At 64.2% G+C, this 22274-nt stretch carries 19 protein-coding genes; 17 read left to right on the forward strand and 2 right to left on the reverse strand.

All coding sequences use genetic code 11. The annotated features are described in order from the left end of the window. The first annotated feature begins 66 nt into the window (after positions 1–66). The 14 genes from ABD654_RS09465 to ABD654_RS09530 all read left to right on the forward strand — a co-directional run bounded on the left by ABD654_RS09465 (position 67) and on the right by ABD654_RS09530 (position 14371). Positions 67–1050, forward strand: coding sequence for a FimV/HubP family polar landmark protein (locus ABD654_RS09465; protein WP_344704603.1), 984 nt, complete (start codon positions 67–69; stop codon positions 1048–1050). A gap of 13 nt (positions 1051–1063) precedes the next feature. Beyond that, on the forward strand, positions 1064–2002 hold the full coding sequence (gene truA / locus ABD654_RS09470) for a tRNA pseudouridine(38-40) synthase TruA (RefSeq protein WP_344704605.1): 939 nt from the start codon (positions 1064–1066) through the stop codon (positions 2000–2002). Continuing rightward, a complete protein-coding gene (locus ABD654_RS09475; protein WP_344704607.1) occupies positions 1999–2649 on the forward strand; it encodes a phosphoribosylanthranilate isomerase in 651 nt (216 codons plus the stop codon). The genes truA and ABD654_RS09475 overlap by 4 nt, the downstream gene beginning before the upstream one ends. Before the next feature lie 203 nt (positions 2650–2852). Further along, the gene (trpB, locus tag ABD654_RS09480) at positions 2853–4040 is read left to right on the forward strand and encodes a tryptophan synthase subunit beta (protein ID WP_344704675.1); all 1188 of its coding nucleotides are present in this window, start codon (positions 2853–2855) and stop codon (positions 4038–4040) included. A gap of 54 nt (positions 4041–4094) precedes the next feature. Continuing rightward, entirely contained in the window at positions 4095–4931 is an 837-nt protein-coding gene (gene trpA / locus ABD654_RS09485) for a tryptophan synthase subunit alpha (RefSeq protein ID WP_344704609.1), read from the forward strand. A 90-nt stretch (positions 4932–5021) separates the two neighbouring features. Continuing rightward, positions 5022–6146 carry an acetyl-CoA carboxylase, carboxyltransferase subunit beta gene (gene accD / locus ABD654_RS09490; protein ID WP_344704611.1) on the forward strand — a complete coding sequence of 375 codons (1125 nt, stop codon included), beginning with the start codon at positions 5022–5024 and terminating at the stop codon, positions 6144–6146. Then, positions 6139–7446: a bifunctional tetrahydrofolate synthase/dihydrofolate synthase gene (folC, locus tag ABD654_RS09495; protein ID WP_344704676.1), complete on the forward strand. Its 1308-nt coding sequence runs from the start codon at positions 6139–6141 to the stop codon at positions 7444–7446. Before accD ends, folC begins: the two co-directional genes overlap by 8 nt. A gap of 45 nt (positions 7447–7491) precedes the next feature. Next, positions 7492–8202, forward strand: coding sequence for an SPOR domain-containing protein (locus ABD654_RS09500; RefSeq protein ID WP_344704613.1), 711 nt, complete (start codon positions 7492–7494; stop codon positions 8200–8202). Between the two features lie 5 nt (positions 8203–8207). Further along, a complete protein-coding gene (locus ABD654_RS09505; protein WP_344704615.1) occupies positions 8208–8756 on the forward strand; it encodes a CvpA family protein in 549 nt (182 codons plus the stop codon). A 100-nt stretch (positions 8757–8856) separates the two neighbouring features. Further along, entirely contained in the window at positions 8857–10377 is a 1521-nt protein-coding gene (gene purF, locus ABD654_RS09510) for an amidophosphoribosyltransferase (protein ID WP_344704617.1), read from the forward strand. Positions 10378–10397: 20 nt separating this feature from the next. Then, complete coding sequence (locus tag ABD654_RS09515; protein ID WP_344704620.1) at positions 10398–11642, forward strand: O-succinylhomoserine sulfhydrylase; 1245 nt, start codon at positions 10398–10400, stop codon at positions 11640–11642. A 117-nt stretch (positions 11643–11759) separates the two neighbouring features. After that, a complete protein-coding gene (locus ABD654_RS09520) occupies positions 11760–12314 on the forward strand; it encodes a cytochrome b (RefSeq protein ID WP_344704622.1) in 555 nt (184 codons plus the stop codon). 30 nt (positions 12315–12344) lie between these two features. After that, positions 12345–12941 carry a YceI family protein gene (locus ABD654_RS09525; RefSeq protein ID WP_344704624.1) on the forward strand — a complete coding sequence of 199 codons (597 nt, stop codon included), beginning with the start codon at positions 12345–12347 and terminating at the stop codon, positions 12939–12941. A gap of 170 nt (positions 12942–13111) precedes the next feature. Next, positions 13112–14371, forward strand: coding sequence for an MATE family efflux transporter (locus tag ABD654_RS09530; protein ID WP_344704677.1), 1260 nt, complete (start codon positions 13112–13114; stop codon positions 14369–14371). A gap of 56 nt (positions 14372–14427) precedes the next feature. Here ABD654_RS09530 and ABD654_RS09535 read toward each other — a convergent pair whose 3' ends face one another. After that, positions 14428–15948, reverse strand: a complete 1521-nt coding sequence (locus tag ABD654_RS09535; protein WP_344704626.1) for an NCS2 family permease — start codon at positions 15946–15948, stop codon at positions 14428–14430. Positions 15949–16172: 224 nt separating this feature from the next. Beyond that, on the reverse strand, positions 16173–17375 hold the full coding sequence (locus ABD654_RS09540) for an amino acid aminotransferase (RefSeq protein ID WP_344704628.1): 1203 nt from the start codon (positions 17373–17375) through the stop codon (positions 16173–16175). A 275-nt stretch (positions 17376–17650) separates the two neighbouring features. Here ABD654_RS09540 and cobA point away from each other — a divergent pair, with 275 nt between their 5' ends. From cobA to ABD654_RS09555, 3 genes are all read left to right on the forward strand, one after another. Next, complete coding sequence (cobA, locus tag ABD654_RS09545) at positions 17651–18484, forward strand: uroporphyrinogen-III C-methyltransferase (protein ID WP_344704630.1); 834 nt, start codon at positions 17651–17653, stop codon at positions 18482–18484. A gap of 143 nt (positions 18485–18627) precedes the next feature. Continuing rightward, positions 18628–20199 carry a coiled-coil domain-containing protein gene (locus ABD654_RS09550; RefSeq protein WP_344704632.1) on the forward strand — a complete coding sequence of 524 codons (1572 nt, stop codon included), beginning with the start codon at positions 18628–18630 and terminating at the stop codon, positions 20197–20199. A 121-nt stretch (positions 20200–20320) separates the two neighbouring features. Then, the gene (locus ABD654_RS09555; RefSeq protein WP_344704634.1) at positions 20321–22183 is read left to right on the forward strand and encodes an SLC13 family permease; all 1863 of its coding nucleotides are present in this window, start codon (positions 20321–20323) and stop codon (positions 22181–22183) included. The last annotated feature ends 91 nt before the right edge of the window (positions 22184–22274 follow it).

The following is a 22274-nucleotide window of genomic DNA, read 5'->3' on the forward strand; positions in this document are numbered from 1 at the left end:
ACTGGCTTTTCCGGTACTGACGTTTCCGGTACAGCGTGATGCACTTTCACAAGAGATAAGCGACTCATGAAACGATCACCCGTACTGGCGGGGCTGCTCGTGCTGATGCTGGCGCCGCTGCCGGCCTGTGCTGACGACGGCGAGCCAGAAAGCGCCGGCCTGCGCGATGCGCTGTCTCATACGCAGCAGTCACTCCATGTCAGCAGCGGTGACGCGCTATGGAACGTCGCCAAGCGTGTCAAGCCCGCCGCGGCCAGCGTCGAGCAGGCCATGCTGGCGCTGGTGGCCGCCAACCCCGAGGCCTTTCCCAGCGGCAACATCAACGACATGAACGCCAACGCCGAGCTTCGCGTGCCCGGCGTTGCGCGCATGCTGAGCCGCAGCAAGGCCCAGGCGATACAAACCATCGACTACATGAATATCGCCTGGCGTATCCGCGGCCCGAACGGGCCGGTGCACGTGCCGCTGGGGCCGGAAGACGCCGCCGCGCAGCAGGCGCTGGCAGACCGGACGCGCAAGCCGGCGCTGCCGGTGCAAGATACGGCGTCTCTGGACGCCGACGCGGCGGCCCTGGCCGCCCGGCTGGGCCAGCTGAACGGTCAAGACGAGCGTGAAGCCATGCAGATCAAACTGGAGCGTATCACCGCTCAGCGTGACCGGCTGCGCGACGAGGTCACCCGGCTGAAAACCGAAATGACGCGGCTGACCGAAGAGCTGGCGCTTCAGGAAGTTGAGCTTGCGCGTCGGGAAGTTCGCGAGCGCGCAGCGCCAGGGGGCGCCGGCGAGCAGGGCGCTACCGGCCAGGGGGCGCCTGTCGCACCGGCCAGCGAGCTGGCCGTGGCCCGGCGCGGCATGCTGAGCCTGGCCGCGCAATACCGCTGGCCGCTGGTGGCGGGCGCGCTGGTGACGGTGTGGCTGGGCTGGCGCTACCGCCGGCGCTTTACCGCCGGATTTGCCCCTTCCCGGGGCGAGCAGGAGAATGCCGCCCGCAGCGGCGAAAAGGTGGCATTCACGCCGTCGAGTCAGGATAATACGCGTTCGTTTTCCTGAATGATGTGAGTTGATGACGCTGTTTGACCGCTTTGACGAAACCACGCCGCTGACCGGGCGGCTGGCCATGGGGATCGAATACGACGGCAGCGGCTACTGCGGCTTTCAGCGCCTGAGCCACGCCGCCTCGATCCAGGGCGCGCTGGAGCATGCTCTAAGCCGGGTGGCCAATGCGCCGGTGCGTGTTCACGCCAGCGGCCGTACCGACTCCGGCGTACACGCCACGCGCCAGATCATCCACTTTGATCCGCCGGCGCTGCGCACCGAGAAAGGCTGGGTTTTTGGCGCCAACGCCAACCTGCCCCGGGATATCGCCGTGCGCTGGGTCAAGGCCGTGCCCGATGACTTTCACTCGCGTTTGAGCGCGCTGGCCCGGCGCTATCGCTACGTGCTGGTCAACCAGCTCCACCGGCCGGTGCTGGAGCGCGCCAACGTGACCTGGTGTCGCGACCCGCTGGACGTTGATGCCATGCATCGCGCCGCTCAGGCGCTGGTCGGCGAAAACGATTTTTCCAGCTTTCGCGCCGCCGGCTGCCGCTCGAAGACCCCCTGGCGGCACCTGCATTTTCTTGAGGTCACCCGCCACGGCCCGCTGGTGACGGTGGATATCCAGGGCAACGCGTTTTTGCACCACATGATTCGCAACGTAGTCGGCGCGCTGGTGAGCGTGGGGCGCGGTGCCCAACAGGAAGACTACATGGGCCGGCTGCTGGCGCTGAAAGACCGCAAGCAGGGTGACGTTACCGCGCCGGCCTGCGGGCTGCATTTTGTGGACGTGCGCTACGAAGAGGCCTTTGCCCTGCCCGAGGAGCCGCTGGGGCCGGGGCTTTTGTTCTCGACCGGGGAGTGGACCGGCGAGCGGCCGATTCCTGATTCGCACATGGTGCGCCTGCGCCGCGGGCGGCCGCGCATGGCCGAGTGCGGTAACGGCCGCCGGGAGAGCGTGTCATGAGCGCAGTGCCTGCCCGTACCCGCATCAAGTTCTGCGGGCTGACGCGCCCGGCGGATGTTCGCCGGGCCGTGGCGCTCGGGGTGGATGCGCTGGGCTTTGTGCTGTGGCCCGCCAGCAAGCGCGCCGTGGATGTCGCAACCCTTGCCGAGCTTGCCGCCGAGGTACCGGCCTTTGTGACGCGAGTAGGATTGTTTGTGGACGCCGCGCCCGAGCTTGTCGAGCAGTGCGCGCCGCATCTTGATCTGCTGCAGTTTCACGGCAACGAGTCGCCCGCCGAGTGCGAGCGCTACGGCCGCGCCTGGATCAAGGCGCTGCGCATGCGCGACGGCCTTGATCTGCACCGGGAAGCGGCGCGCTATTCGGCGTCTTCGGCGCTGCTGCTGGACGCCTACCGCCCCGGCGTACCGGGAGGCACAGGCGAGGTTTTCGACTGGTCGAGAATTCCCGCTACGCTAACAAAACCTGTTATTCTCGCCGGGGGCCTGACGCCTGATAATATCGGCCGCGCGATCCATCAGGTTGGCCCGCATGCCGTTGACGTTTCCGGCGGCATCGAGGCGTTTCCCGGCGGCAAGGAATCGGCCGCCATGGCGGCTTTTGTCCGCGAGGTGGCTATTGCCAACCAAACGCGCAAGACGACCGGATAACGGCTTGCGCGGCAAGGAACCGGGCCTTGCGTTTACCGGTCAACTACTTTTTGCCAGAACCGCCTTCCCGTGAGGGAAGTCACCTCGGGGCCGCGCGCCGGGGAGCAGGCGGCTGGCTTAACTCTTGGCGTTTTTTGTGAGGTGCACCCGTGAGCGTTTCTGCTACCCAGCCCGGCGCGACCCCGTTTAGCGAACTGACCCGGATGCCCGATGCCCGAGGCCACTTTGGCCCCTACGGCGGTCGCTTCGTATCCGAGACCCTAAGCTTTGCTCTGGAAGATCTGGAGCAGACATACGCCAGTCTGCGTAACGACCCCGCCTTTCAGGCGGAGTTTGACCGTGATCTGGCCCATTACGTGGGCCGGCCATCGCCGCTGTACCACGCCGAGCGCTGGTCCAACGCCCTTGGCGGCGCACAGATCTGGCTTAAGCGTGAAGACTTGAATCACACCGGCGCCCATAAGATCAACAACACCATCGGCCAGGCGCTGCTGGCCAAGAAAAGCGGCAAGCCGCGGGTCATTGCCGAAACCGGCGCCGGCCAGCACGGCGTTGCCAGCGCCACCGTAGCCGCCAGGCTAGGGCTTGAGTGCGACGTCTACATGGGCGCGACCGACGTCGAGCGCCAAAAGCTCAACGTCTACCGCATGCGGCTGCTGGGTGCTCGGGTGATCCCGGTGGAATCCGGCACCAAAACGCTGAAAGACGCGATGAACGAAGCCCTGCGCGACTGGGTCACCAACGTGGATAACACGTTCTATATCATCGGCACCGTGGCCGGGCCGCATCCGTATCCGCTGCTGGTGCGCGATTTCAACGCCGTGGTCGGGCGCGAGGCGCGCCGCCAGTCGCTTGACCAAATCGGCCGGCTGCCCGATGCGCTGATTGCCTGCGTCGGCGGCGGCTCCAACGCCCTGGGGCTGTTTTATCCGTTCGTGGAAGACGAAGGCGTCACCATGTACGGCGTTGAGGCCGGCGGCGACGGCGTGGCAACCGGCCGCCACGCCGCCCCGCTGTCGTCCGGCGCGCCGCGCGGCGTGCTCCACGGCAACCGTACCTACCTGATGTCCGATGAGGCCGGCCAGGTGGCGGATACCCACTCGGTTTCCGCCGGGCTGGACTACCCGGGCGTGGGCCCTGAGCATGCGCTGTGGAAAGATGTCGGACGCGTTCACTACGTGGCCGCCAACGATGACGCAGTGCTCGATGCGTTTCGCGAACTGACGCACATGGAAGGCATCATGCCGGCGCTGGAGTCGGCCCATGCGCTGGCACATGCCAAGGTGCTGGCCCCCACCATGCGGCCTGACCAGCACATCGTGGTCAACCTTTCCGGGCGCGGTGATAAAGACATCATGACGGTGGCCAAGCTGGACGGCATCGAATTTTAAAGACCCGATTTTTTTCAGGGCTCGTCTTTAATAGCCCGTTTTCAAGGGACAATCATGAACCGTATTGATCAACGATTCAGCGAGCTTAAACAGCAAGGGCGCCGTGCGCTGATCCCGTTCATTACCGCCGGTGATCCGGCGCCGCGTTATACCGTTACCTTCATGCATGCACTGGTAGAAGCCGGTGCCGATATCATCGAACTGGGCGTGCCGTTTTCCGACCCCATGGCCGACGGTCCGGTAATCCAGAAAGCCTGTGAGCGAGCGTTGGCGGCCGGCACTCGGCTGGTGGACCTGCTGGACATGGTGGCCGAATTTCGCCGCAGCGATACGGCCACGCCGGTGGTACTGATGGGCTATTTAAACCCGGTGGAACGCATTGGCTACCGGGCCTTTGCCGAACAGGCGGCCCGGGCCGGCGTTGACGGCGTGCTGATGGTTGACATGCCCCCGGAAGAGGCCGACGAGCTGGCCCCGCTGCTCAAAGAGCAGGGCGTGGCCGCGATTTTCCTTGTCGCGCCGACGACCTCTCGGGAGCGCGCAGCGACCATCTGTGCCCAGGGGCAAGGCTATCTGTACTACGTCTCGCTCAAGGGCGTGACCGGCTCGGCGACGCTGAACGCCGTCGATGTGGCTGAGCACCTGGCGCCGCTGCGCGCGCTGACCACGCTTCCGCTGTGCGTGGGGTTCGGCATCCGTGACGGCGCCACCGCCGCTGAAGTGGCCAAAGTAGCCGACGGCGTCATTGCCGGCAGTGCGCTGGTCAGCCGCATCGCCGATAACACGGCAACGCCCGAGGCGATTCCCGATGCTTTGAAAGCCGTGCTTGGCGATATGCGCCGGGCCATGGACGCGGCCACCGCACCGGCCTCGGCAGATGCGCCGCGCTGATGCGGCCTTTGCGGTCGTGCGATGTTCCGAACCCGGCCCTGCCGGGCGTAAACCCGTAACGGAAGCCTTTGATAACGGAAGCTTTGTGATATGAGCTGGCTAGATAAAATTGTGCCCTCGACGATGGGGCGAATCCAGCGTAAAGACCGTCGTGCCACGGTGCCCGACGGCCTTTGGCGCAAGTGCCCCAAGTGCGACGCCGTCCTTTACCTGCCCGAGCTGGAAAAGCTCAACAGCGTGTGTCCCAAGTGCGACCATCATCTGCGCCTGACCGCGCGCAAGCGGCTGGACTGGTTTCTCGACACGGATGATCGCGAAGAGCTTGCCGCCGACGTGCAGCCGGTGGACCGGCTGAAGTTTCGTGACTCAAAGAAGTACCGCGACCGTTTGACGGCGGCGCAAAAAGCCACCGGCGAGAAAGACGCGCTGATTGTCATGCGCGGCCGTCTTGACGGCATGCCGGTGGTGGCGGTGTCGTTTGAGTTTACCTTCATGGGCGGCTCCATGGGCGCGGTGGTCGGTGAAAAGTTCGTTCGTGCGGCAACGCTTGCCCGGGAAGAGAGATTGCCGCTGATCTGCTTTGCCGCTTCCGGCGGGGCACGGATGCAGGAAGCGCTGTTTTCGCTGATGCAAATGGCCAAGACTTCAGCGGCGCTTGAGCGGCTGAAAGAGGCCGGCGTGCCGTATATTTCGGTACTGACCGATCCGGTTTTCGGCGGCGTATCGGCTTCGCTTGCCATGCTTGGCGACCTTAACGTGGCCGAGCCCAATGCGCTGATCGGCTTTGCCGGCCCCCGGGTGATCGAGCAGACCGTGCGTGAAACGTTGCCCGAAGGCTTTCAGCGCAGCGAATTTTTGCTTGAGCATGGCGCGGTGGACATGATCGTACATCGCCACGAAATGCGTGCTCGCCTGGCCGGGATGCTGCGCAAGCTGACCGGGCTGCCGCTGGCTGAGGCCCCGCGTGACGATGCGGAGCCGGCCCCTGAGCCCCGGGCCGAAGCCGCCGTAGCAGAGCCCGCCGGTGAGACCGACGATAGCGGCGACGCGATGGCTGAACCGCCCCAGCAGGCAGAGCCGGAAAAAGCCGAAGACGCGCCCGCCGACGATGGCGAAAACGCCAGTGCAGACGCCTTGCCAAACGCCGATGAAACGCCGCCTGCGGCCGAGGAAAAACCAGACGATGACGCCGGTGACACGCCCCGCAATGGGTGATTCGCCGGGAGCATCCTCGTCTCTGGGTGACTGGCTGGCCTACTGGGAGCGCCTGCACCCGACGGGTATCGACATGGGGCTTGAACGCGTGCGCGAAGTGGCTCGGCGCATGGCGCTGCTCAAGGATGGCCGCCTGTCAGCCAGCGCCGCCCGAGTGATTACCGTGGCCGGCACCAACGGCAAAGGCTCCACGGTAGCGCTGATAGCAGCGCTGGCGCAGGCGCACGGCAAGCGCGTCGGCACGTATACCTCACCGCACTTGCTGCGCTACAACGAGCGGGTCAACCTCAACGGTGAGCCGGCAAGCGATACCCGGCTGGCGGCCGGCTTTGCCGCGGTGGAACAGGCGCGCCGCGAGGCGGGTGTCAGCCTGACCTACTTCGAGGCGGGAACGCTTTGCGCGCTGTGGTGCCTGGCCCGGGCCGGGCTGGACGTGCTGGTGCTGGAAGTGGGGCTGGGCGGGCGGCTGGACGCGGTGAATATCATCGACGCCGACGTCGCCGTGGTGACCACCATCGCCCGGGATCACGCCGGCTTTCTGGGCTGCGATCTCGACCAGATCGGCCGGGAGAAAGCCGGTATCTTCCGCCCCGGGCGCCCGGCGGTGCTGGGCAGCGAGGCACTGCCCGCAAGCGTTGCCGAGACAGCCGCCGACCTTGGCGCGCCGGCGTACGCGCTGGGCCGGGATTTCTCTCGCACGCCGGCGGGTGATGCCGGATGCGAGCCGGGCGAATGGGCGTTTCACCGCGCGGCGGGGCCTTCGCTTGCCGCCTTGCCTGACCCCGGCCTGCCGCTGGATAACGCCGCCGCTGCGTTACAGGCGCTGGCGCTTGCCGGCGTCGATCTCACGTCGCCCGCGGCCCGCCGGGCCATGGGACAGGTTTGCCTGCCCGGACGCATGCAGTGGCGCGGCCAGTGGTGTTTGGACGTAGCCCACAATCCCCACGCCGCCGCTTACGTAGCCGGCCGCCTGCAAACGCTGCCCCAGCGCGGACGCCGCTGGTGCCTGCTGGGTATGCTAGACGACAAAGACGCGGCCGGCGTGATAGCAGCGCTGGCGCCGGCGATCAGCGACTGGGTATGCGTCAGCCTTGCCGGCCCGCGAGGGCGCGATGCCCAGGCGCTGGCAGCGGACGTTGTGGCCGGGGGCGGGCGCGTGCGCTACTGCGCGGCCTCGCCCGAGGCCGGCGCCGAATGGCTCGGCGAGCAGCTGGCGGACGACGATCGTGTGCTGGTGGCCGGTTCGTTTTTCACCGTTGGGGCGCTGCTGGCTATGCCCCGCTTTGCCGCCGACGTTTAACCGCCGTAAGACGGCTCGGCAGGGACTGACCTGGAGGGGACAGCTATGAAATACGGCAAGACCGAACGTATCTGCGGTATGGTTATCCTGCTGGCGCTGGCCGCGATCCTCGTTCCCTGGCTGATGAGCGATCCGGCCCCGCGCGACGCGTCGCCCCCGCCGTCCTTTGACATCGAAACGCCCGTGGATGCGCCGCGTCGCGACATCTCCGCGCCGCAAAAGCCCGCGTCCATTGCAAAGCCCACTGCGCCCGAGCCGGCGGCCCCTGAGCTCGGCACGCAAGGCCCCAGTGTGGCCGACTCTGCTGGAACCGAGCCTGACAGGACTGAGGCGGATAGGACTGACCCGGATAGGGCCCGGGCCGATGCGCCGGCCGCCGCCGAGCCGCCGGCCGGCACCGTCGACGATGCGCAAAACGCCGAGGCCTCGCCCGAGGCCGGTCGCCGGCCGCAAAGCAGCGATACGATAAACGATCCCATCGCCGCGCTGGTGCGCCAGGGCGGCAGGGGCCCCGAGGCCGTCGAGAGCGGGGAATGGGCGGTTCAGGTCGGCAGTTTCGGCCAGGCCGACAACGTCCGTCGGCTGAAAAAACGGCTCGAAGACCAAGGCTTTCGCGTGTATACCCGCGCCCGGGATAACGACCTGACCACCGTGCTGGCAGGCCCCTACGGCAGCGCCGAAGACGGCGAGCGAGCCCGTGCGCTGATCAAGCAAAAGGCCAATCAGCAGGGCCTGCTGATTCGCATCAAGGACTAGACTCCGTGGCGCTGACCTGGATCGACATGCTGTTTCTTGCCGTGATGGCGCTTTCCATGCTGGCCGGGTTTGCCCGGGGGCTGGTGCGCGAAGCGCTGGGGCTTGCCGCTTGGGTGGCGGCCCTGGTGGCGGCGAAGGCGCTGGCGGAGCCTGTGGCCGCGATGCTTGACGGCGTTATCGAAAGCTTCGATGCGCGCCTGGTGCTGGCGTTTGTGCTGGTGGTGCTGGCGGTCATTTTGCTTGCCGGGTTGGTCATTCGCCTGCTGCACGCAGCGATTGTCTGGGTAGGCATGGGTTTTCTCAATCGCCTGGCCGGCGCAGTATTCGGGGTGATACGCGGTGTGGCGGTGCTGCTGGTCGCCACTGTGCTTTTGACGCTCACCCCGCTTGAGCAGCTTCAGGCGTGGCAGGACGCGCGCCTGCGCCCGACCTTCGAGCAGCTGCACGGCTGGGCGCTGGGCCAGCTTGAGCAGTGGGGCCAGCCGCTGCCGGAAGCGCCGCGATCCATTCGCGATATTGGACTGCCGGGTTTCAGCCGGGGCGACGCGACCTGACGCGCACCGGCCAACGCAGCATCCGCCCGGGCGCCGGGCGCTTATGAATTCCAATGGCTTAGGCCTGCTTGGCAAGTCGTGACAACGCGAGGTAAATAGCATGTGCGGTATCGTTGGCCTTATGGCTACCCAGGCGGTGAACCAGGCGATCTACGACGCCCTGACCGTGCTTCAGCACCGGGGCCAGGACGCCGCCGGCATGATGACCTGGGACGAAGGACGCTTTTTTCTGCGCAAAAGCAACGGTCTTGTGCGCGATGTGTTTCACACCCGCCATATGGCGCGGCTGAAAGGCAACCTGGGCATCGGGCATGTGCGTTATCCAACGGCCGGCTCGTCGAGCGAGGCGGAATCCCAGCCGTTCTACGTCAACTCGCCCTACGGTATTGCGCTGGCGCATAACGGCAATCTGACCAACTCGGATCGGATCAAACAGGAGCTTTTTTCCACCGATCTGCGCCACATCAATACCAGCTCGGATTCGGAAGTGCTGCTTAACGTGTTTGCCCATGAGCTTGGCAAGCAGGGGCTTCATCTCGAACCCGAAGACGTGTTTGATGCCGTGCGCCGGGTGCATCGCCGCTGTAACGGCGGCTACGCGGCGGTTGCTGTGATCAACGGCGTGGGCATGGTGGCGTTTCGCGATCCCAACGGCATTCGTCCGGTGGTGTTCGGCACTCGGGAAATCGAGGGCAAGCAGGAAGTTATGGTGGCGTCGGAATCCGTGGCGCTGGACGTGGGCGGCTTCGAGCTTGCGCGTGATCTGGCGCCGGGCGAGGCGGTGTTTGTCGACATGGACGGCCGCGTGCATACCCAGATTTGCGCCGACCGCCCGCGACTGCGTTCGTGTATCTTTGAGCATGTCTATCTTGCGCGGCCGGACTCGATTCTCGACGGCGCCTACGTCTACGGCACGCGCATGCACATGGGGCGCAAGCTGGGTGATCGCGTGCTCAACGAATGGCCCGACCACGACATCGACGTGGTCATCCCCATTCCCGATACCTCGCGGACGTCAGCGCTGGAAATGGCCCAGCATCTGGGCGTGACCTATCGCGAAGGCTTTATGAAAAACCGCTATATCGGGCGCACTTTCATCATGCCGGGGCAGACCCAGCGCAAGAAATCCGTGCGTCAAAAGCTCAACGCCATCGACATCGAGTTCAAGGACAAAAACGTGCTGCTGGTGGACGACTCCATCGTGCGCGGCACCACCTGCCAGCAGATTATCCAGATGGCCCGGGACGCCGGGGCGCGCAACGTCTACTTTGCCTCGGCGGCGCCGCCGGTGCGCTATCCCAACGTCTACGGCATCGACATGCCCGCGGCCAGCGAGCTGATCGCCCACGGCCGCAGCGAGGCCGAAGTGGGCGAGCTGATCGGCGCTGACCGGATTTTCTATCAGGACCTGGACGACCTCAAGGCCGCCTGCCGCGAGGTCAATCCCGATTTTGAAGGCTTTGACTGCTCGGTGTTTGACGGCGACTACGTGACCGGCGACATCGACGCGGCCTACCTGAATGCCCTGGAAGCCAGCCGCAGCGACGCCGCCATGGACGAAAGCGCCGGGGACCACGCGCTGGTCGGCATGCACAACCAGGACGACGATCTGGACGACTGAGCGATTACCCGGGAGCCTGTATGCACGATCATTCATCGCACGACGATTCATCGCACGATCATTCACCGCACGACGGCGCATACGAGGCGCCGTGGTCGCGGGAAACGCTGGCCATTCGCGCAGGCCACGAGCGCAGCTTTGAGCAGGAACACGCCGAGCCGATTTTCCCTACCTCAAGCTTTGTCTACCAAAGCGCCGCCGAGGCGGCGCGCAAGTTCAGCGGCGAAGAGCCGGGCAATATCTATTCGCGCTTTACCAACCCTACGGTCAACACCTTTGAGCGTCGCCTGGCGGCCATGGAAGGCGGCGAGCGCTGCGTGGCGACAAGCTCAGGGATGTCGGCCATTTTATGTACCGCGCTTGCGCTTTTGTCCGCCGGCGATGAAATCGTCGCCTCGCGCTCGCTGTTCGGCTCCACGGTGAGCCTTTTGGACAAGTACCTGGCCAGGTTCGGCATCGTCACCCGCTACGTCGAGCTTTCCGACCTTGACGCCTGGGAGGCGGCGATCACGCCGGCGACGAAGCTGCTGTTTGCCGAAACGCCGTCCAATCCGCTGTCGGAAGTCGCCGACATCGCCGCGCTTGCCGATATTGCCCATCGCCACCGGGCGTGGCTGGCCATCGACAACTGCTTTTTGACCCCGGCACTGCAGCGCCCGCTGGCGCTGGGCGCGGATTTGGTCATTCACTCGGCGACCAAATACCTTGACGGCCAGGGCCGGGCGGTTGGCGGCGCGGTGGTCGGCGGCCATGACCTGCTCGAAGGCGTGTTCGGCGCGGTGCGCACCGCCGGGCCGTGCCTGAGCCCGTTCAACGCCTGGATTTTCACCAAGGGGCTGGAAACCCTGGGGCTGCGTATGCGCGCCCACTGCGACAACGCCGCCCGGCTGGCCGAATGGCTGGAGGCGCATCCGGCGGTGGAGCGGGTCTACTACAGCGGCCTTGCAAGCCATCCCCAGCATGCGCTGGCATCGCGCCAGCAGGCAGGCTTCGGCGCGGTGCTGGGTTTTACCGTCAAAGGCGGGCAGCCGGGCGCCTGGCAGGTGATCGACGCCACGCGGCTGCTCTCGATTACCGGCAATCTGGGCGATGTTAAATCAACCATTACCCACCCGGCGAGCACCACCCACGGGCGGCTTTCCAGCGAGCAGAAACAGGCCGCGGGCATTGTTCCCGGCCTGCTGCGCGTGTCGGTCGGGCTTGAGGCGCTGACCGATATTCGTACGGATTTGGCGCGAGGGCTGGACGCGCTGGCGCGCAGCTGAGTCCGCGGGCCGGCAACGATTTTTTGCACGACAGCGTACGAGTATTTTCAATGCTGTAGCGTCGCCCGTTGGTTATGCTGCTACGTCACCTTGAACTATTAAAAAAGGAACGTGGATATGTGGCGCAACACGCGTAGCGGCTGGGGGTGGGTCAGCATTACGCTGCATTGGCTTAGCGCGCTGGCCGTTATTGGCCTGTTTGCCCTGGGCTGGTGGATGACCGGGCTGGACTACTACGACCCCTGGTATAACCAGGGCCCGTGGCTTCATCGCTCGGTAGGTGCGCTGCTGCTGCTGGCGACCGTTTTCCGGCTGGTCTGGCGGCTTTTTCATCCGACACCTCGGGAAGACGGCAGCCGCTTTGAGGCCGCAGCGGCGCGCGCCGGCCATCTGCTGCTGTATGTCTTGCTGCTGGTGGCGCTGGTCAGCGGCTATCTGATTACCACGGCCAAGGGGAGCGGGGTGAGCGTTTTTGGCTGGTTTGAGCTGCCGGCGACGCTATACGGCTACGATAACCAGGCAGAGATCGCCGGAACCGTTCACTGGTACAGCGCGCTTGCACTACTGGTGCTGGCCGCCGGCCACGGCCTGATATCGCTGAAACACCACTGGATCGACAAGCGGCAAACGCTTGTGCGCATGATCAGCGCCCAGTACGCAAAACGTGATTAACACAGACCATTTCTGCAAGGAGAACACAGAATGTCGACCGTCAATACGCTTAAAAAGACCGCCACGGCGGCGGCCGTTGCCGCTGTACTGCTGCCGTTCACCCAGGCCCAGGCCGATACCTACAAGGTGGACGTGGACGGCCAGCATGCGTTTGTCCAGTTCAAGATCACCCACCTGGGCTATTCCTACATCCTCGGCAGCTTTGAGGAATACAGCGGCGAGTTCGACTACGACTCGGCCAATCCTGAAGCCTCCTCCGTTGAGTTTGAAGTAGACGTGGCAAGCCTTAACTCCAGCCACGCCGAGCGCGATCGTCATATTCTGGGCGAGGACTTTCTCAACGCCGATAAATACCCCACGGCAACGTTTTCCTCTACTGACTTTGAATCCACCGGCGAGGGAGAAGGGGTCATCACCGGTGAGCTGACGCTGCACGGCGAAACCCAAACCATCGACATGCCGGTGACGCTGGTGGGCGAAGGCGAAGACCCCTGGGGCGGCTATCGCGCCGGCTTTGAAGGCAGCACCACGCTTACGCTTTCGGACTTTGGCATCAATATGCAGAAATTTCCCGAGCCCATGCAAGAGCTGGAGCTTTACGTTACCTTTGAGGGCATTCGTCAGTAACCCGGCCTGATACCCGAAACGCCACCGCCTTGGCCTGGCCGAGGCGGTGGCGTTTTGCGTTCAAAAAGCGGTTTTTTACACAGGAGCCCCCCTTGGCAGCAGCACCGCAGACAACCGTGCCGCCGGCATCCGCATCGCTGGGCCGGCAGCTATGGCAGCAAACCTGGCCTATGGCGATCGGCGTTTTCTCGCTTCTGGGCTTTCAGCTGGTGGACAGCGCCTTTATTGCCCGGCTGGGTACCGGGCCCTTGGCGGCCCAGTCGTTTACCTTTCCGCTGTCGTTTTTACTGATCGGCTTTCAGGTGGGTATCGGCATTGCCATCGCCGCGCTGATTTCTCGGGCGCTGGGCGCGCTGCAGCACGCGCGTGCCCGGCGGCTGAGTACGCTGGTGCTGATGGCAGGCAGTGCGATGATCGGCGCGCTGGCGCTGGGACTTTGGCTAGGCCAGCGGCCGGTGTTTATTGCCATGGGCGCAGACGATGCCGCGCTTGGCTATATTGCCCGCTACTGGCCGGTGCAGCTGCTGGCCGGCTGGCTTGGCGCGCTGGCGTACTTTGCCTACAGCGTTTTTCGCGCTCACGGCAACACGCGCCTGCCCGGCAACATGATGCTGGTGACCAGCCTGATTAACCTGGCGCTTGATCCAGTGCTGATTTTTGGCGTTGGCCCCGTTGGCGGGCTGGGCCTGCCCGGTGCGGCCTGGGCCAGCGTCATCGCCTTTGCCGCGGGGTTGGGCATTACCCTGCATCGGCTGACCCGCCGCCAGTGGCTGACCCGCCGGGGGCTTGGCGCCGAGGCTCGACAATCGTTCAGGCCCTTTGCCGGTATTGCCGGCCCAGCGATGATCAGCCAGCTCATGCCGCCGCTTTCTGCCATGCTGGCGGTGGCCGTGGTGGCCTCGCTGGGTGAAACCTTCGTGGCTGCCTGGGGGCTTGCCAGCCGTCTGGAGACGCTTTCGCTGATGGCGATTCTGGCGTTGACCATGTCGCTGCCGCCGTGGCTCGGGCGCTGCTACGGGGCCGGCGACTGGCCCCAGATACGCCGGCTGATGCGGCTGGCGCTAACGGTTGCGGTGGTCTGGCAGCTGGCGCTTGGGGGCATCATGGCGCTGGCCGGGCACTGGGTCGCCACGGTGCTGGCCGGCCAGCCCGCGGTGCAGCAAGAGCTTACGCTGCTGATCCGCTTTTTGCTGCCCAGCTACGCCGCTTTGGGAGTGTGCATGCTGGTGGTGTCGGCGGGCAACGCGCTGGGCTTTCCGCTGTGGTCCATGGCCATGTCGGGGGTACGGCTGTTTGTGTGCTACCTGCCCTGTCTGTGGGCAGGTATGCAGCTTGGCGGCTGGGCAGGGCTCGCCGCGGGGGCGGCTTTGGGCAACCTGTTGGCGGGCTTTGTGGCCTGGCAGCTGCTGCGGCGAATGATCAAGGCATAGCCCTGCCGCTGGGGCAGCCCTCCGGCAGGCTATGAGTCTTTGACGGCCAGCAGGGGTTACATCTCGCTGCTGCGGCGCTTTTGGAACGCAAAGTAGATAAACAACACCGCCATGGCCAGATAGCCGATGACAAAGTCCGGCGCGGCGTTGAAGGCCATTTTCGACGCGTGCATCAGCCCGACAAAGGCAAAGCCGGCGGCCAGTACGGCAAAAGCCGCAGCCCGGCGGAACTGATGATCAATGACCGATACCGTTATCGCCCCGAGGAAAATCGCCATGAACATGGCCCCCTGGCCCATCGCTTCAATCGAGCTGGAAATACCGCTGACCACCTCGCCGGCGTCGCGGTTAAACCGCGTCATCAGGTAGTTGGCAAAGTAGGGCAGCATGGCAAGGGCCACGGCCGGATAGTAGCGGGTATCGTTGGACTGAAACGCCGTGGCGATCATGGACACCCCCACAAACACAAGAATCGGTGCGACCACCGAGACCGGGATAATCGCCGCCAGCGCGGCGATCAGGCCGAACATGGTGGCCAGCGCATATACCGCGCCGTTGAGCAGGCTGTAGCCGCGTCCGGCCCCCATCCATTTGGCACCGACGGTGGCGATGTATACCGTGGTCGGGAACACCCCGCCAAACAGCGCGCCGATCATCGTACCGGCGCCGTCCACGGCCTGGCACTCGCGCACGTCGTACTTGTCGCCGGCGGCTTCCATGGCCTCGACGTTGTTCATGGTTTCAATGGCGTTATACAGCGTGATGGGCAGCACCACGGTGAGAACGGCCAGCATTCCGGTAAACAAAAGCCCCAGCCCTTCAAACCACGCCGCGTTGGGCAGCAGCGGATAAAACCCCAGGTGCGTGAAGGCATCGCTGAACGTGTTGCCGTCGGCTTCGCCGATCAGGTAGGCCAGCAGCGTGCCCAGAATAATCGCAAACAGCGAGGTGGGAATGCGCAGCGGCATGCTGACCCGGGCGATTAGCCCCACGATGATCAGTGCCAGCACCACCAGTCCGACAAGCGGAATTTCCAGAGTTTTGAACAGCATCTCGCCGGCGATAAACGTCAGCGCCACCCCGGCCACGGCCCCCAGCATGGCGGCCCGGGGCAGGTGATACTGCACCCAGCGGCCCACCAGGCTGATGGCCGCTTCGATGCCGCCGCTGATAAAGCACGCCGCCACGGCGACTTTCCAGGCAAGCTCAGCGTCGCCGGTGAGCTGTTTGGCCGGCAGCAGCACGCCGAACAAAAATACAAACATGACCGGGGTGGAAATGCCGTAGGACAGCGCGGTGACGTCGCTGCGGTTTTCGCGCCGGGCCAGCCGCGCGGCGGTAAAAGCGTAGTAGAAATTGCCCACCATGACCGCCATGGCAGCACCGGGCAGCACCTGACCGTAGACGATAGACGCCGGAAAGCCCATGCCCAGCATGGAGATGGCAATAATGACGAAATTGGCAATGTTGTTTTGAAACAGCGCAAAAAACGCGTCGGTATCTTCTTTTTTGTACCAGGGATAGCGGATGCGAGGGTGGGTAGAAAGAGAAGCGTCGTGAGAGTGGTCGGCCGCCATGGTAAGCCTCTTGGTTGCGCTTGAGTGGGAGGCGCAGCGTATTGCTGACTGAACGGTCAAGCGCTGCGCAAGCGTGAGACGCCGCACGGGCGCCCCAGGCTCTGGCGGCGAAGGCGCGGATTGTACACGCTGGCGGCGAGCTTTGCAGTAAAACGCCCGGCCGTGCAGGGCACGGCCGGGCGTGTAGAGGCGGCGCGCAATCGCGGCGCCGAATCAATGCAGCATCAGTCGACCTTGACGCCGTTGACCACGGCAATGGCGCGGGCGATGTAGGGCAGGTTTTCCCGGGAGAAACCGGCCACGTTGGCCCGACCCGAGCGCACCATGTAAATGCCGAACTCGTCGCGCAGGCGGTCTACCTGATCCGGCGTCAGGCCGGTGTAGGAGAACATGCCGCGCTGCTCGCCCACGCAGGCGTACTTGTCGGCCAGGCCGTAAGGTTCCAGCGCCTTGACGAAGTCCTGACGCAGGCCGTTGACCCGGTCGCGCATCTCGGTGAGCTCCTCGCGCCAGGTGGCGGCAAGTTCCGGATCGTGGAGAATTTCCCCCACAATCGAGCTGCCGTGGGCCGGCGGGTTGGAATAGTTCTCCCGGGCGACAATGGCAAACTGCGAGCGCACGTTGTCCTTCTGCTCGGCGTCCTTGGCCACGGCGATCAAGCAGCCGGTACGCTCGTTGTAGATGCCGAAGTTCTTCGAGCAGGAGCTGGTGATGAGCACTTCGTCGAGCTGCTCGGCAAACAGGCGCACGCCGTAGGCGTCTTCGTCGAGGCCTTGGCCAAAACCCTGGTAGGCGAAGTCGATCAGCGGCAGCAGGCGGCGCTTGCGCACCACTTCCAGCACGGCGTGCCACTGCTCGGCAGAGAGATCAAAGCCCGTGGGGTTGTGGCAGCAGGCGTGAAGCACGACCACGTCGCCTTCGGGGATCTGTTTCAGCGCGGCCAGCATGCCGTCGAAGTCCAGGCGGTTGTCGGCGTCCACGTAAGGGTACTTGTGCAGCGTGATGCCGGCCGCGGTGAAGATGCCGTGGTGGTTGGGCCAGGTCGGATCGCTGACCCAGATGCCCTTGCCGGGCAGCTCCTTGGCGATGAAGTCTGCCGCAAGGCGCAGTGCGCCGGTACCGCCGGGAGACTGGGTAGCGCTGGCGCGATCGGCTTCCAGCACCGGAGAGTCGGCGCCCAGCACCAGCGGCAGCACCGCATCGGCGTAGGCCGGCGCGCCGTGAGAGCCGATGTAGGCTTTGGTGGTTTCATTGTTGAGCAGGCGAGCTTCGGCATCTTTCACCGCCCGCATGACCGGCGTATTGCCGGCGGCATCGCGATACACGCCGACGCCGAGATCAACTTTTTGCGGATTGGTGTCTTTTTTAAAGGCCTCAATCAGCCCGAGAATGGCATCGCCGGGGACTCGCTCAATATGCTCGAACATGGATAGAACTACCTCGTTGCTGGCGGTGTGGTAATGAAGCGGCTTTGGCGTTGACAAAACGCTTGCCGATAACGCCAAAGCGCCGGCCCCATGGGTCCATCATCATGCCATCGTGGCGGATACTCTGCCACTGTCCATGTTTTATCGATCGCATCGCGATTTTTTTCAATCTTGTGTTTTTGTGATGGATTGCTTCTGAGACGGCGTAAAGTTCGCTATCTTGCTTTTGTTCTCTTTGGAATTTCCCCGGTTGTAGACTCTTGTCGAGGTGTTTAGTGGCTTTGTTGGATCAAATTTCTCGCCAGCCGTCCGGCAGCGTCAGCCTGGTCGGTGCCGGCCCCGGCGACCCGGAGCTGCTGACGCTGAAAGCCTATCAGCGTCTGCAAAACGCCGATATCGTGCTTCACGATCGCCTGATCAGCCAGGAAGTGCTGGCGATTATTCCGGCCGGCGTGCACAGACGGTACGTGGGTAAAGTGCGCTCCCACCATAGCGTAGCGCAAGAAGATATTAGCCAGGCGCTGGCGGACTGGGCGCTTAAAGGGTACGCCGTAGTGCGGCTTAAAGGCGGGGATCCGTTTATTTTCGGCCGCGGCGGCGAGGAGCTGGAAACGCTGGTCGAGCAGGGGATTTCGGTGGAAGTCATCCCCGGCATTACCGCCGCCTCGGGCTGCTCAAGCTATGCCGGTATCCCTTTGACGCACCGCGACTATGCCCAGTCGGTGCGGCTGGTCACCGGGCATCTGAAAAGCGGGCGCTGCGAGCTTGACTGGGCCTCGCTTGCGCGGCCGGGGCAAACGCTTGTGTTTTATATGGGCCTGACCAGCCTGGCGGCGATCAGCGCGGGGCTCATCGAGCACGGTCTGGCCCCGGATACGCCGCTGGCGCTGGTCTCCCAGGGCACCACGCGAGACCAGACCGTGCATATTGGCACCCTTGGGGCCCTGCCTGAATGCGACCGGGCCGATGCGATCCAATCGCCGACGCTTTTGCTCATCGGCGAGGTGGTCAAGCTTCATCGCTCGCTTGCCTGGTTTAATGCGCCCGGTGGCCGTGCCTACAGCTTTATCGACGAGGATCGGCCCGCGCCGGCGCGCGGTGTGACCTAGCAACGGCGCTGCGGGTAGCCAGACGCGACTCGGTGTGTATGCTGGTAAGGGGCGGCCGTTCAAGCGGGCGGTATGCGCAGTCTTACTGTATCGTCTCATTCATCACGTTTTATTGACCGCGTCAATGCAAAGGGGAGTCCACTATGGCAGATGATCATCGTCCAGAAGATCAGCGCTCACAAGACGATCACGCGAAAGATTCGGACCCGGCAGAAAGCAAGCCCGATGCCAAAGGCGAGACGCAGGATACGCAGCAGCCGTCGGCCGATGGCCAGAGCAGCCAGTCCGGCGCGGCCGCCGACAGCGGCGCGTCTCAGGCGCGCACGCCAGCGTCGCCGGCTGCGCCTGCGGCGGGCTCGCTGATGAAAGACAACCGCGTCAAGGCGATTGCCGGTTTGGCCGCCATTGCCGTGGTATGGGCGATTATCGCCCAGTCCAGCGCCGGCTCTCGCGGTGAGCGCATCGAAAATCTGGAAGGCCAGCTGGCCGATGCCCAGCAGGAAAACCGCCAGCTCGACGACCAGCTTTCCGATGTCGAGCAGAAAAACAGCCAGCTTAACGACCGGCTCTCCGATATCGAGCAGAAAAACAGCCAGCTCAACGATCAGCTCTCCGAAAAGCAACAAGCCGAGCAGAATATAGCCCGGCTGGAAGAGCAGATTGCCTCGCTTAAAGCGCAGCAGGACAGCGCCCAGGCCACCCTGGACGAGACGCGCGGCAAGATCGAAGACGCCGAAGCGGCGCTGGCAAGCCAGCAAGACGAGCGTGAGGCCCAGCAGCAAAAGCTTGAGACGCTCAACCAGAAGGTGCGCGATACCGAGCAGGAGCTTGCCGAGCTTGCCGAACAGGAAGAGCAGATCAAGACCGCGCAAAACGAAGCGGTAGCGGCGCGCAAGGAAGCCGAAGCAGCCCGCCAAAGCGCGGAAGACGCGCGGCAAAAGGCGGAGCAGGCCCGCCAGCAGGCAGAAAACGAGCGCCAGCAGGCGGTAGAGCAGCGCCAGGCGGCCGAAGAGCGCCTGCAAGCGCTTAAGCAGGATATCGACAGCGCAGAAGATGAGCTGGACGGCGTGCGCCAGCAGATCACCCGCGTTACCCGCGAGCGTGACGAGCTGAGCCAAACGCGTAACGCGCTGCGCGACGATATTAAAGCGCTGCGGGATAAAGCCGCCGCGCTGGAAGATAAACGCGGCGCGCAGGCGCAAGAGCTTGAGCAAACGCGCAGCAAGCTCGGTGAGCTGACCCGCGAACTGACTGCCGGCAGCGGCACGTTAGACAAGGTCAATAGCGGTATCAGCCGGCGCCAGGGGCAGCTGGAAAGCCTGCAGAGCCAGCTTGACCAGTGGCGCACCGAGCTTGGCTCGCTGGAACAGCAGCTGACCCAGGACAGCGCCAAGCCGCAAAGCGCCGGACAAAAAGGCGCTAAGGGCGAAGGCAAAAAAGGCGAAGGTAAAAAGGCCGAAGGCAAGAAGGCTGAAGGCAAGAAGGCTGAAGACAAGAAGGGCGAAGGCAAAAAACCCGAAGGTAAAAAAGCCGGGCAACACATGTCAGACCGGCAATCGTCCGATAGCCAGCGCGGCGCCGGTAAGCCGGGCCAAGACGCAAACGTTGACCCCGCGCCTAAGCAGAAAGGTGGCGAAGCCGGCGCGCAAAACGGCAAGAACCAAAGCGGCAAGGATAAAAAAGCCGAGCCCCAGGGCAAGGCCGGCAACGCATAGCCTGACGGCCATAGCATGACGCCTCGACGGGTACCTGTATTCTTGCAGGTACCCGTTTTTATTGCCCGCGCGTATCGCGGGCTGCTTTCATAACGCCTTTCCGTCCTGACAGGAGACCGGAATGTTGGACACGCTGCCCGTTGGCATAGCGCCTAGCACTGTGGCGTTTGTGGTTCTGGGGGTAACGCTTGTCGCCTTTATGTGGGGGCGCGTGCGCTACGATCTGGTCGCCCTCTGCGCGCTTTTGGCCTCGGTGGTGCTGGGGCTGGTGCCCGCCGCCGACGCGTTTGCCGGTTTTGGTCATCCAGCGGTGATTACCGTGGCGGCGGTGCTGGTGCTAAGCCGCGGCTTCGAGCGGGCCGGCGTGGTGGATCTGATCGCCGAGCAGGTGCTCAAAGCCGGTGAGCGGCTGACGCTGCAGCTAACGGTATTGGTGGGAACCGTGGTGGTACTTTCCGGGGTCATGAACAACGTCGGCGCGCTGGCGCTTTTGCTGCCGGTGGCGCTGCGCCTGGCACGCGAACACGATACCTCGTCGTCGCTTTTGTTGATGCCGCTGGCGTTTGGCTCGCTGCTGGGCGGGCTGACTACGCTGATCGGCACGCCGCCCAATATCATTATTGCCAGTTTTCGCGGCAACATTACCGGTGAGAATTTCGGCCTTTTCAGCTTTTTTCCGGTCGGGGCGGCAGTGGCGCTGGCCGGGATGGGGTTTATCGTGCTGGTGGGCTGGCGTTTAACGCCCCGGCGTGCCGGGCAGGCTGCCAATAGCGACATGTTTGATACCGCAAGCTATCTGGTCGAGCTGAAAGTCGGCGAAGACGCCGGGGCCAACGGCCTGACGCTGCAGCAGCTGCGCGAGGAGATCGACGAGGCGGTTCCGGTGCTGGCCGTGGTGCGCGATGACAAGCGCCGCGCCGGCTATGCGTTTTACGGCGCGCTTGAAACCGGCGATATTTTGCTGCTGGAAGCCAATACCGATGAGCTCAAGCAGCTCGAAGACAAGCTCGGCCTGAGCGTGGTTCGTGAGCCCGACGATACCGGCAAGGACTCGAAGCCGCAGGCCCACCAGGATGCGCGTGCCGATGCCGATAAAAGTGACGGCCGCTCCCGCGCAGTGGACACAGAAGGGCTGCAGCTGGTGGAAGCGGTGGTGCGCAACGATTCAATGATGATCCATCGCAGCGTGCGCCAGCTGCGGCTGCAGCATCAGTTCGGGCTGCACCTGGTTGCCGTGGCCCGGGACGGCACCCGGCTAAAGCAGCGCCTGCGTGATATCCGCTTTCAGGCCGGGGATGTGCTGCTGCTTCAGGGCAGCGAAAGCGAGATGCATGAAAGTCTTGCTACCCTGGGCTGTTTGCCGCTGGCAAACCGCGAGCTGACGTTTGGCAAGCCGCGCAAGATGGCGCTCTCGCTTGGCGTATTCGGCCTGGCGATTATCGCCATGCTGCTGGATTGGCTGCCGGCCGCGGTCGCGCTTAGCGCAGCGGCGGTGGTCACGCTGCTGGCGGGGGTGCTTACCCTGCGCGAAGGCTATCAGGCGCTTGACGGCCCGGTGATTGTGCTGCTGGGCGCGATGCTGCCGGTGGGCAAGGCGCTGGACAGCAGCGGCGGTGCTGAGCTGATTGCCGAAAGTATGCTTCAGGCGGGGAGCCAGTGGCCGGCAGTGGTGACGCTGGTCGGGCTGTTCGTCGTTTCGATGCTGTTGTCCAACGTGGTCAACAACGCCGCAGCGGCGGTTTTGATGGCGCCCATCGGGGCCAGCCTGGCAAACGGGTTGAACGTCTCGCTGGACCCGTTTTTGATGGTGATTGCGGTGAGCGCCTCCTGCGCTTTTTTAACGCCCATCGGGCATCAGTCCAACACGCTGGTGCTGGGCCCCGGAGGCTACCGCTTTGGCGACTACTGGAAGCTGGGCCTGCCGCTTTCGCTTATCGTCATGGCCGTGGCCATTCCTGTGATTTTGTGGCGCTGGCCGCTTTAGCCCCCGTCGCCTGCGCCCTTGCAACCTGCCACAAAAACGCATCGCCCCGGCGGGCCGGGGCGATGCGGGTTGGCGGGTTGGCGGGTAAAAC

Origin of the sequence: Halomonas cibimaris (assembly GCF_039537045.1) — a bacterium.
Taxonomy (GTDB): domain Bacteria; phylum Pseudomonadota; class Gammaproteobacteria; order Pseudomonadales; family Halomonadaceae; genus Vreelandella; species Vreelandella cibimaris.

What these genes read in the sequence shown, in the direction of transcription:
- ABD654_RS09550 (WP_344704632.1), top strand. Translation starts at nt 18,628, where the DNA reads ATGGCAGATGATCATCGTCCAGAAGATCAGCGCTCACAAGACGATCAC.
- ABD654_RS09535 (WP_344704626.1), bottom strand. Translation starts at nt 15,948, where the DNA reads ATGGCGGCCGACCACTCTCACGACGCTTCTCTTTCTACCCACCCTCGC.
- ABD654_RS09500 (WP_344704613.1), top strand. Translation starts at nt 7,492, where the DNA reads ATGAAATACGGCAAGACCGAACGTATCTGCGGTATGGTTATCCTGCTG.
- ABD654_RS09555 (WP_344704634.1), top strand. Translation starts at nt 20,321, where the DNA reads ATGTTGGACACGCTGCCCGTTGGCATAGCGCCTAGCACTGTGGCGTTT.
- ABD654_RS09515 (WP_344704620.1), top strand. Translation starts at nt 10,398, where the DNA reads ATGCACGATCATTCATCGCACGACGATTCATCGCACGATCATTCACCG.
- ABD654_RS09465 (WP_344704603.1), top strand. Translation starts at nt 67, where the DNA reads ATGAAACGATCACCCGTACTGGCGGGGCTGCTCGTGCTGATGCTGGCG.
- ABD654_RS09520 (WP_344704622.1), top strand. Translation starts at nt 11,760, where the DNA reads ATGTGGCGCAACACGCGTAGCGGCTGGGGGTGGGTCAGCATTACGCTG.
- trpB (WP_344704675.1), top strand. Translation starts at nt 2,853, where the DNA reads ATGCCCGATGCCCGAGGCCACTTTGGCCCCTACGGCGGTCGCTTCGTA.
- purF (WP_344704617.1), top strand. Translation starts at nt 8,857, where the DNA reads ATGTGCGGTATCGTTGGCCTTATGGCTACCCAGGCGGTGAACCAGGCG.
- ABD654_RS09475 (WP_344704607.1), top strand. Translation starts at nt 1,999, where the DNA reads ATGAGCGCAGTGCCTGCCCGTACCCGCATCAAGTTCTGCGGGCTGACG.
- ABD654_RS09530 (WP_344704677.1), top strand. Translation starts at nt 13,112, where the DNA reads ATGGCGATCGGCGTTTTCTCGCTTCTGGGCTTTCAGCTGGTGGACAGC.
- accD (WP_344704611.1), top strand. Translation starts at nt 5,022, where the DNA reads ATGAGCTGGCTAGATAAAATTGTGCCCTCGACGATGGGGCGAATCCAG.
- folC (WP_344704676.1), top strand. Translation starts at nt 6,139, where the DNA reads ATGGGTGATTCGCCGGGAGCATCCTCGTCTCTGGGTGACTGGCTGGCC.
- truA (WP_344704605.1), top strand. Translation starts at nt 1,064, where the DNA reads ATGACGCTGTTTGACCGCTTTGACGAAACCACGCCGCTGACCGGGCGG.
- ABD654_RS09540 (WP_344704628.1), bottom strand. Translation starts at nt 17,375, where the DNA reads ATGTTCGAGCATATTGAGCGAGTCCCCGGCGATGCCATTCTCGGGCTG.
- trpA (WP_344704609.1), top strand. Translation starts at nt 4,095, where the DNA reads ATGAACCGTATTGATCAACGATTCAGCGAGCTTAAACAGCAAGGGCGC.
- ABD654_RS09525 (WP_344704624.1), top strand. Translation starts at nt 12,345, where the DNA reads ATGTCGACCGTCAATACGCTTAAAAAGACCGCCACGGCGGCGGCCGTT.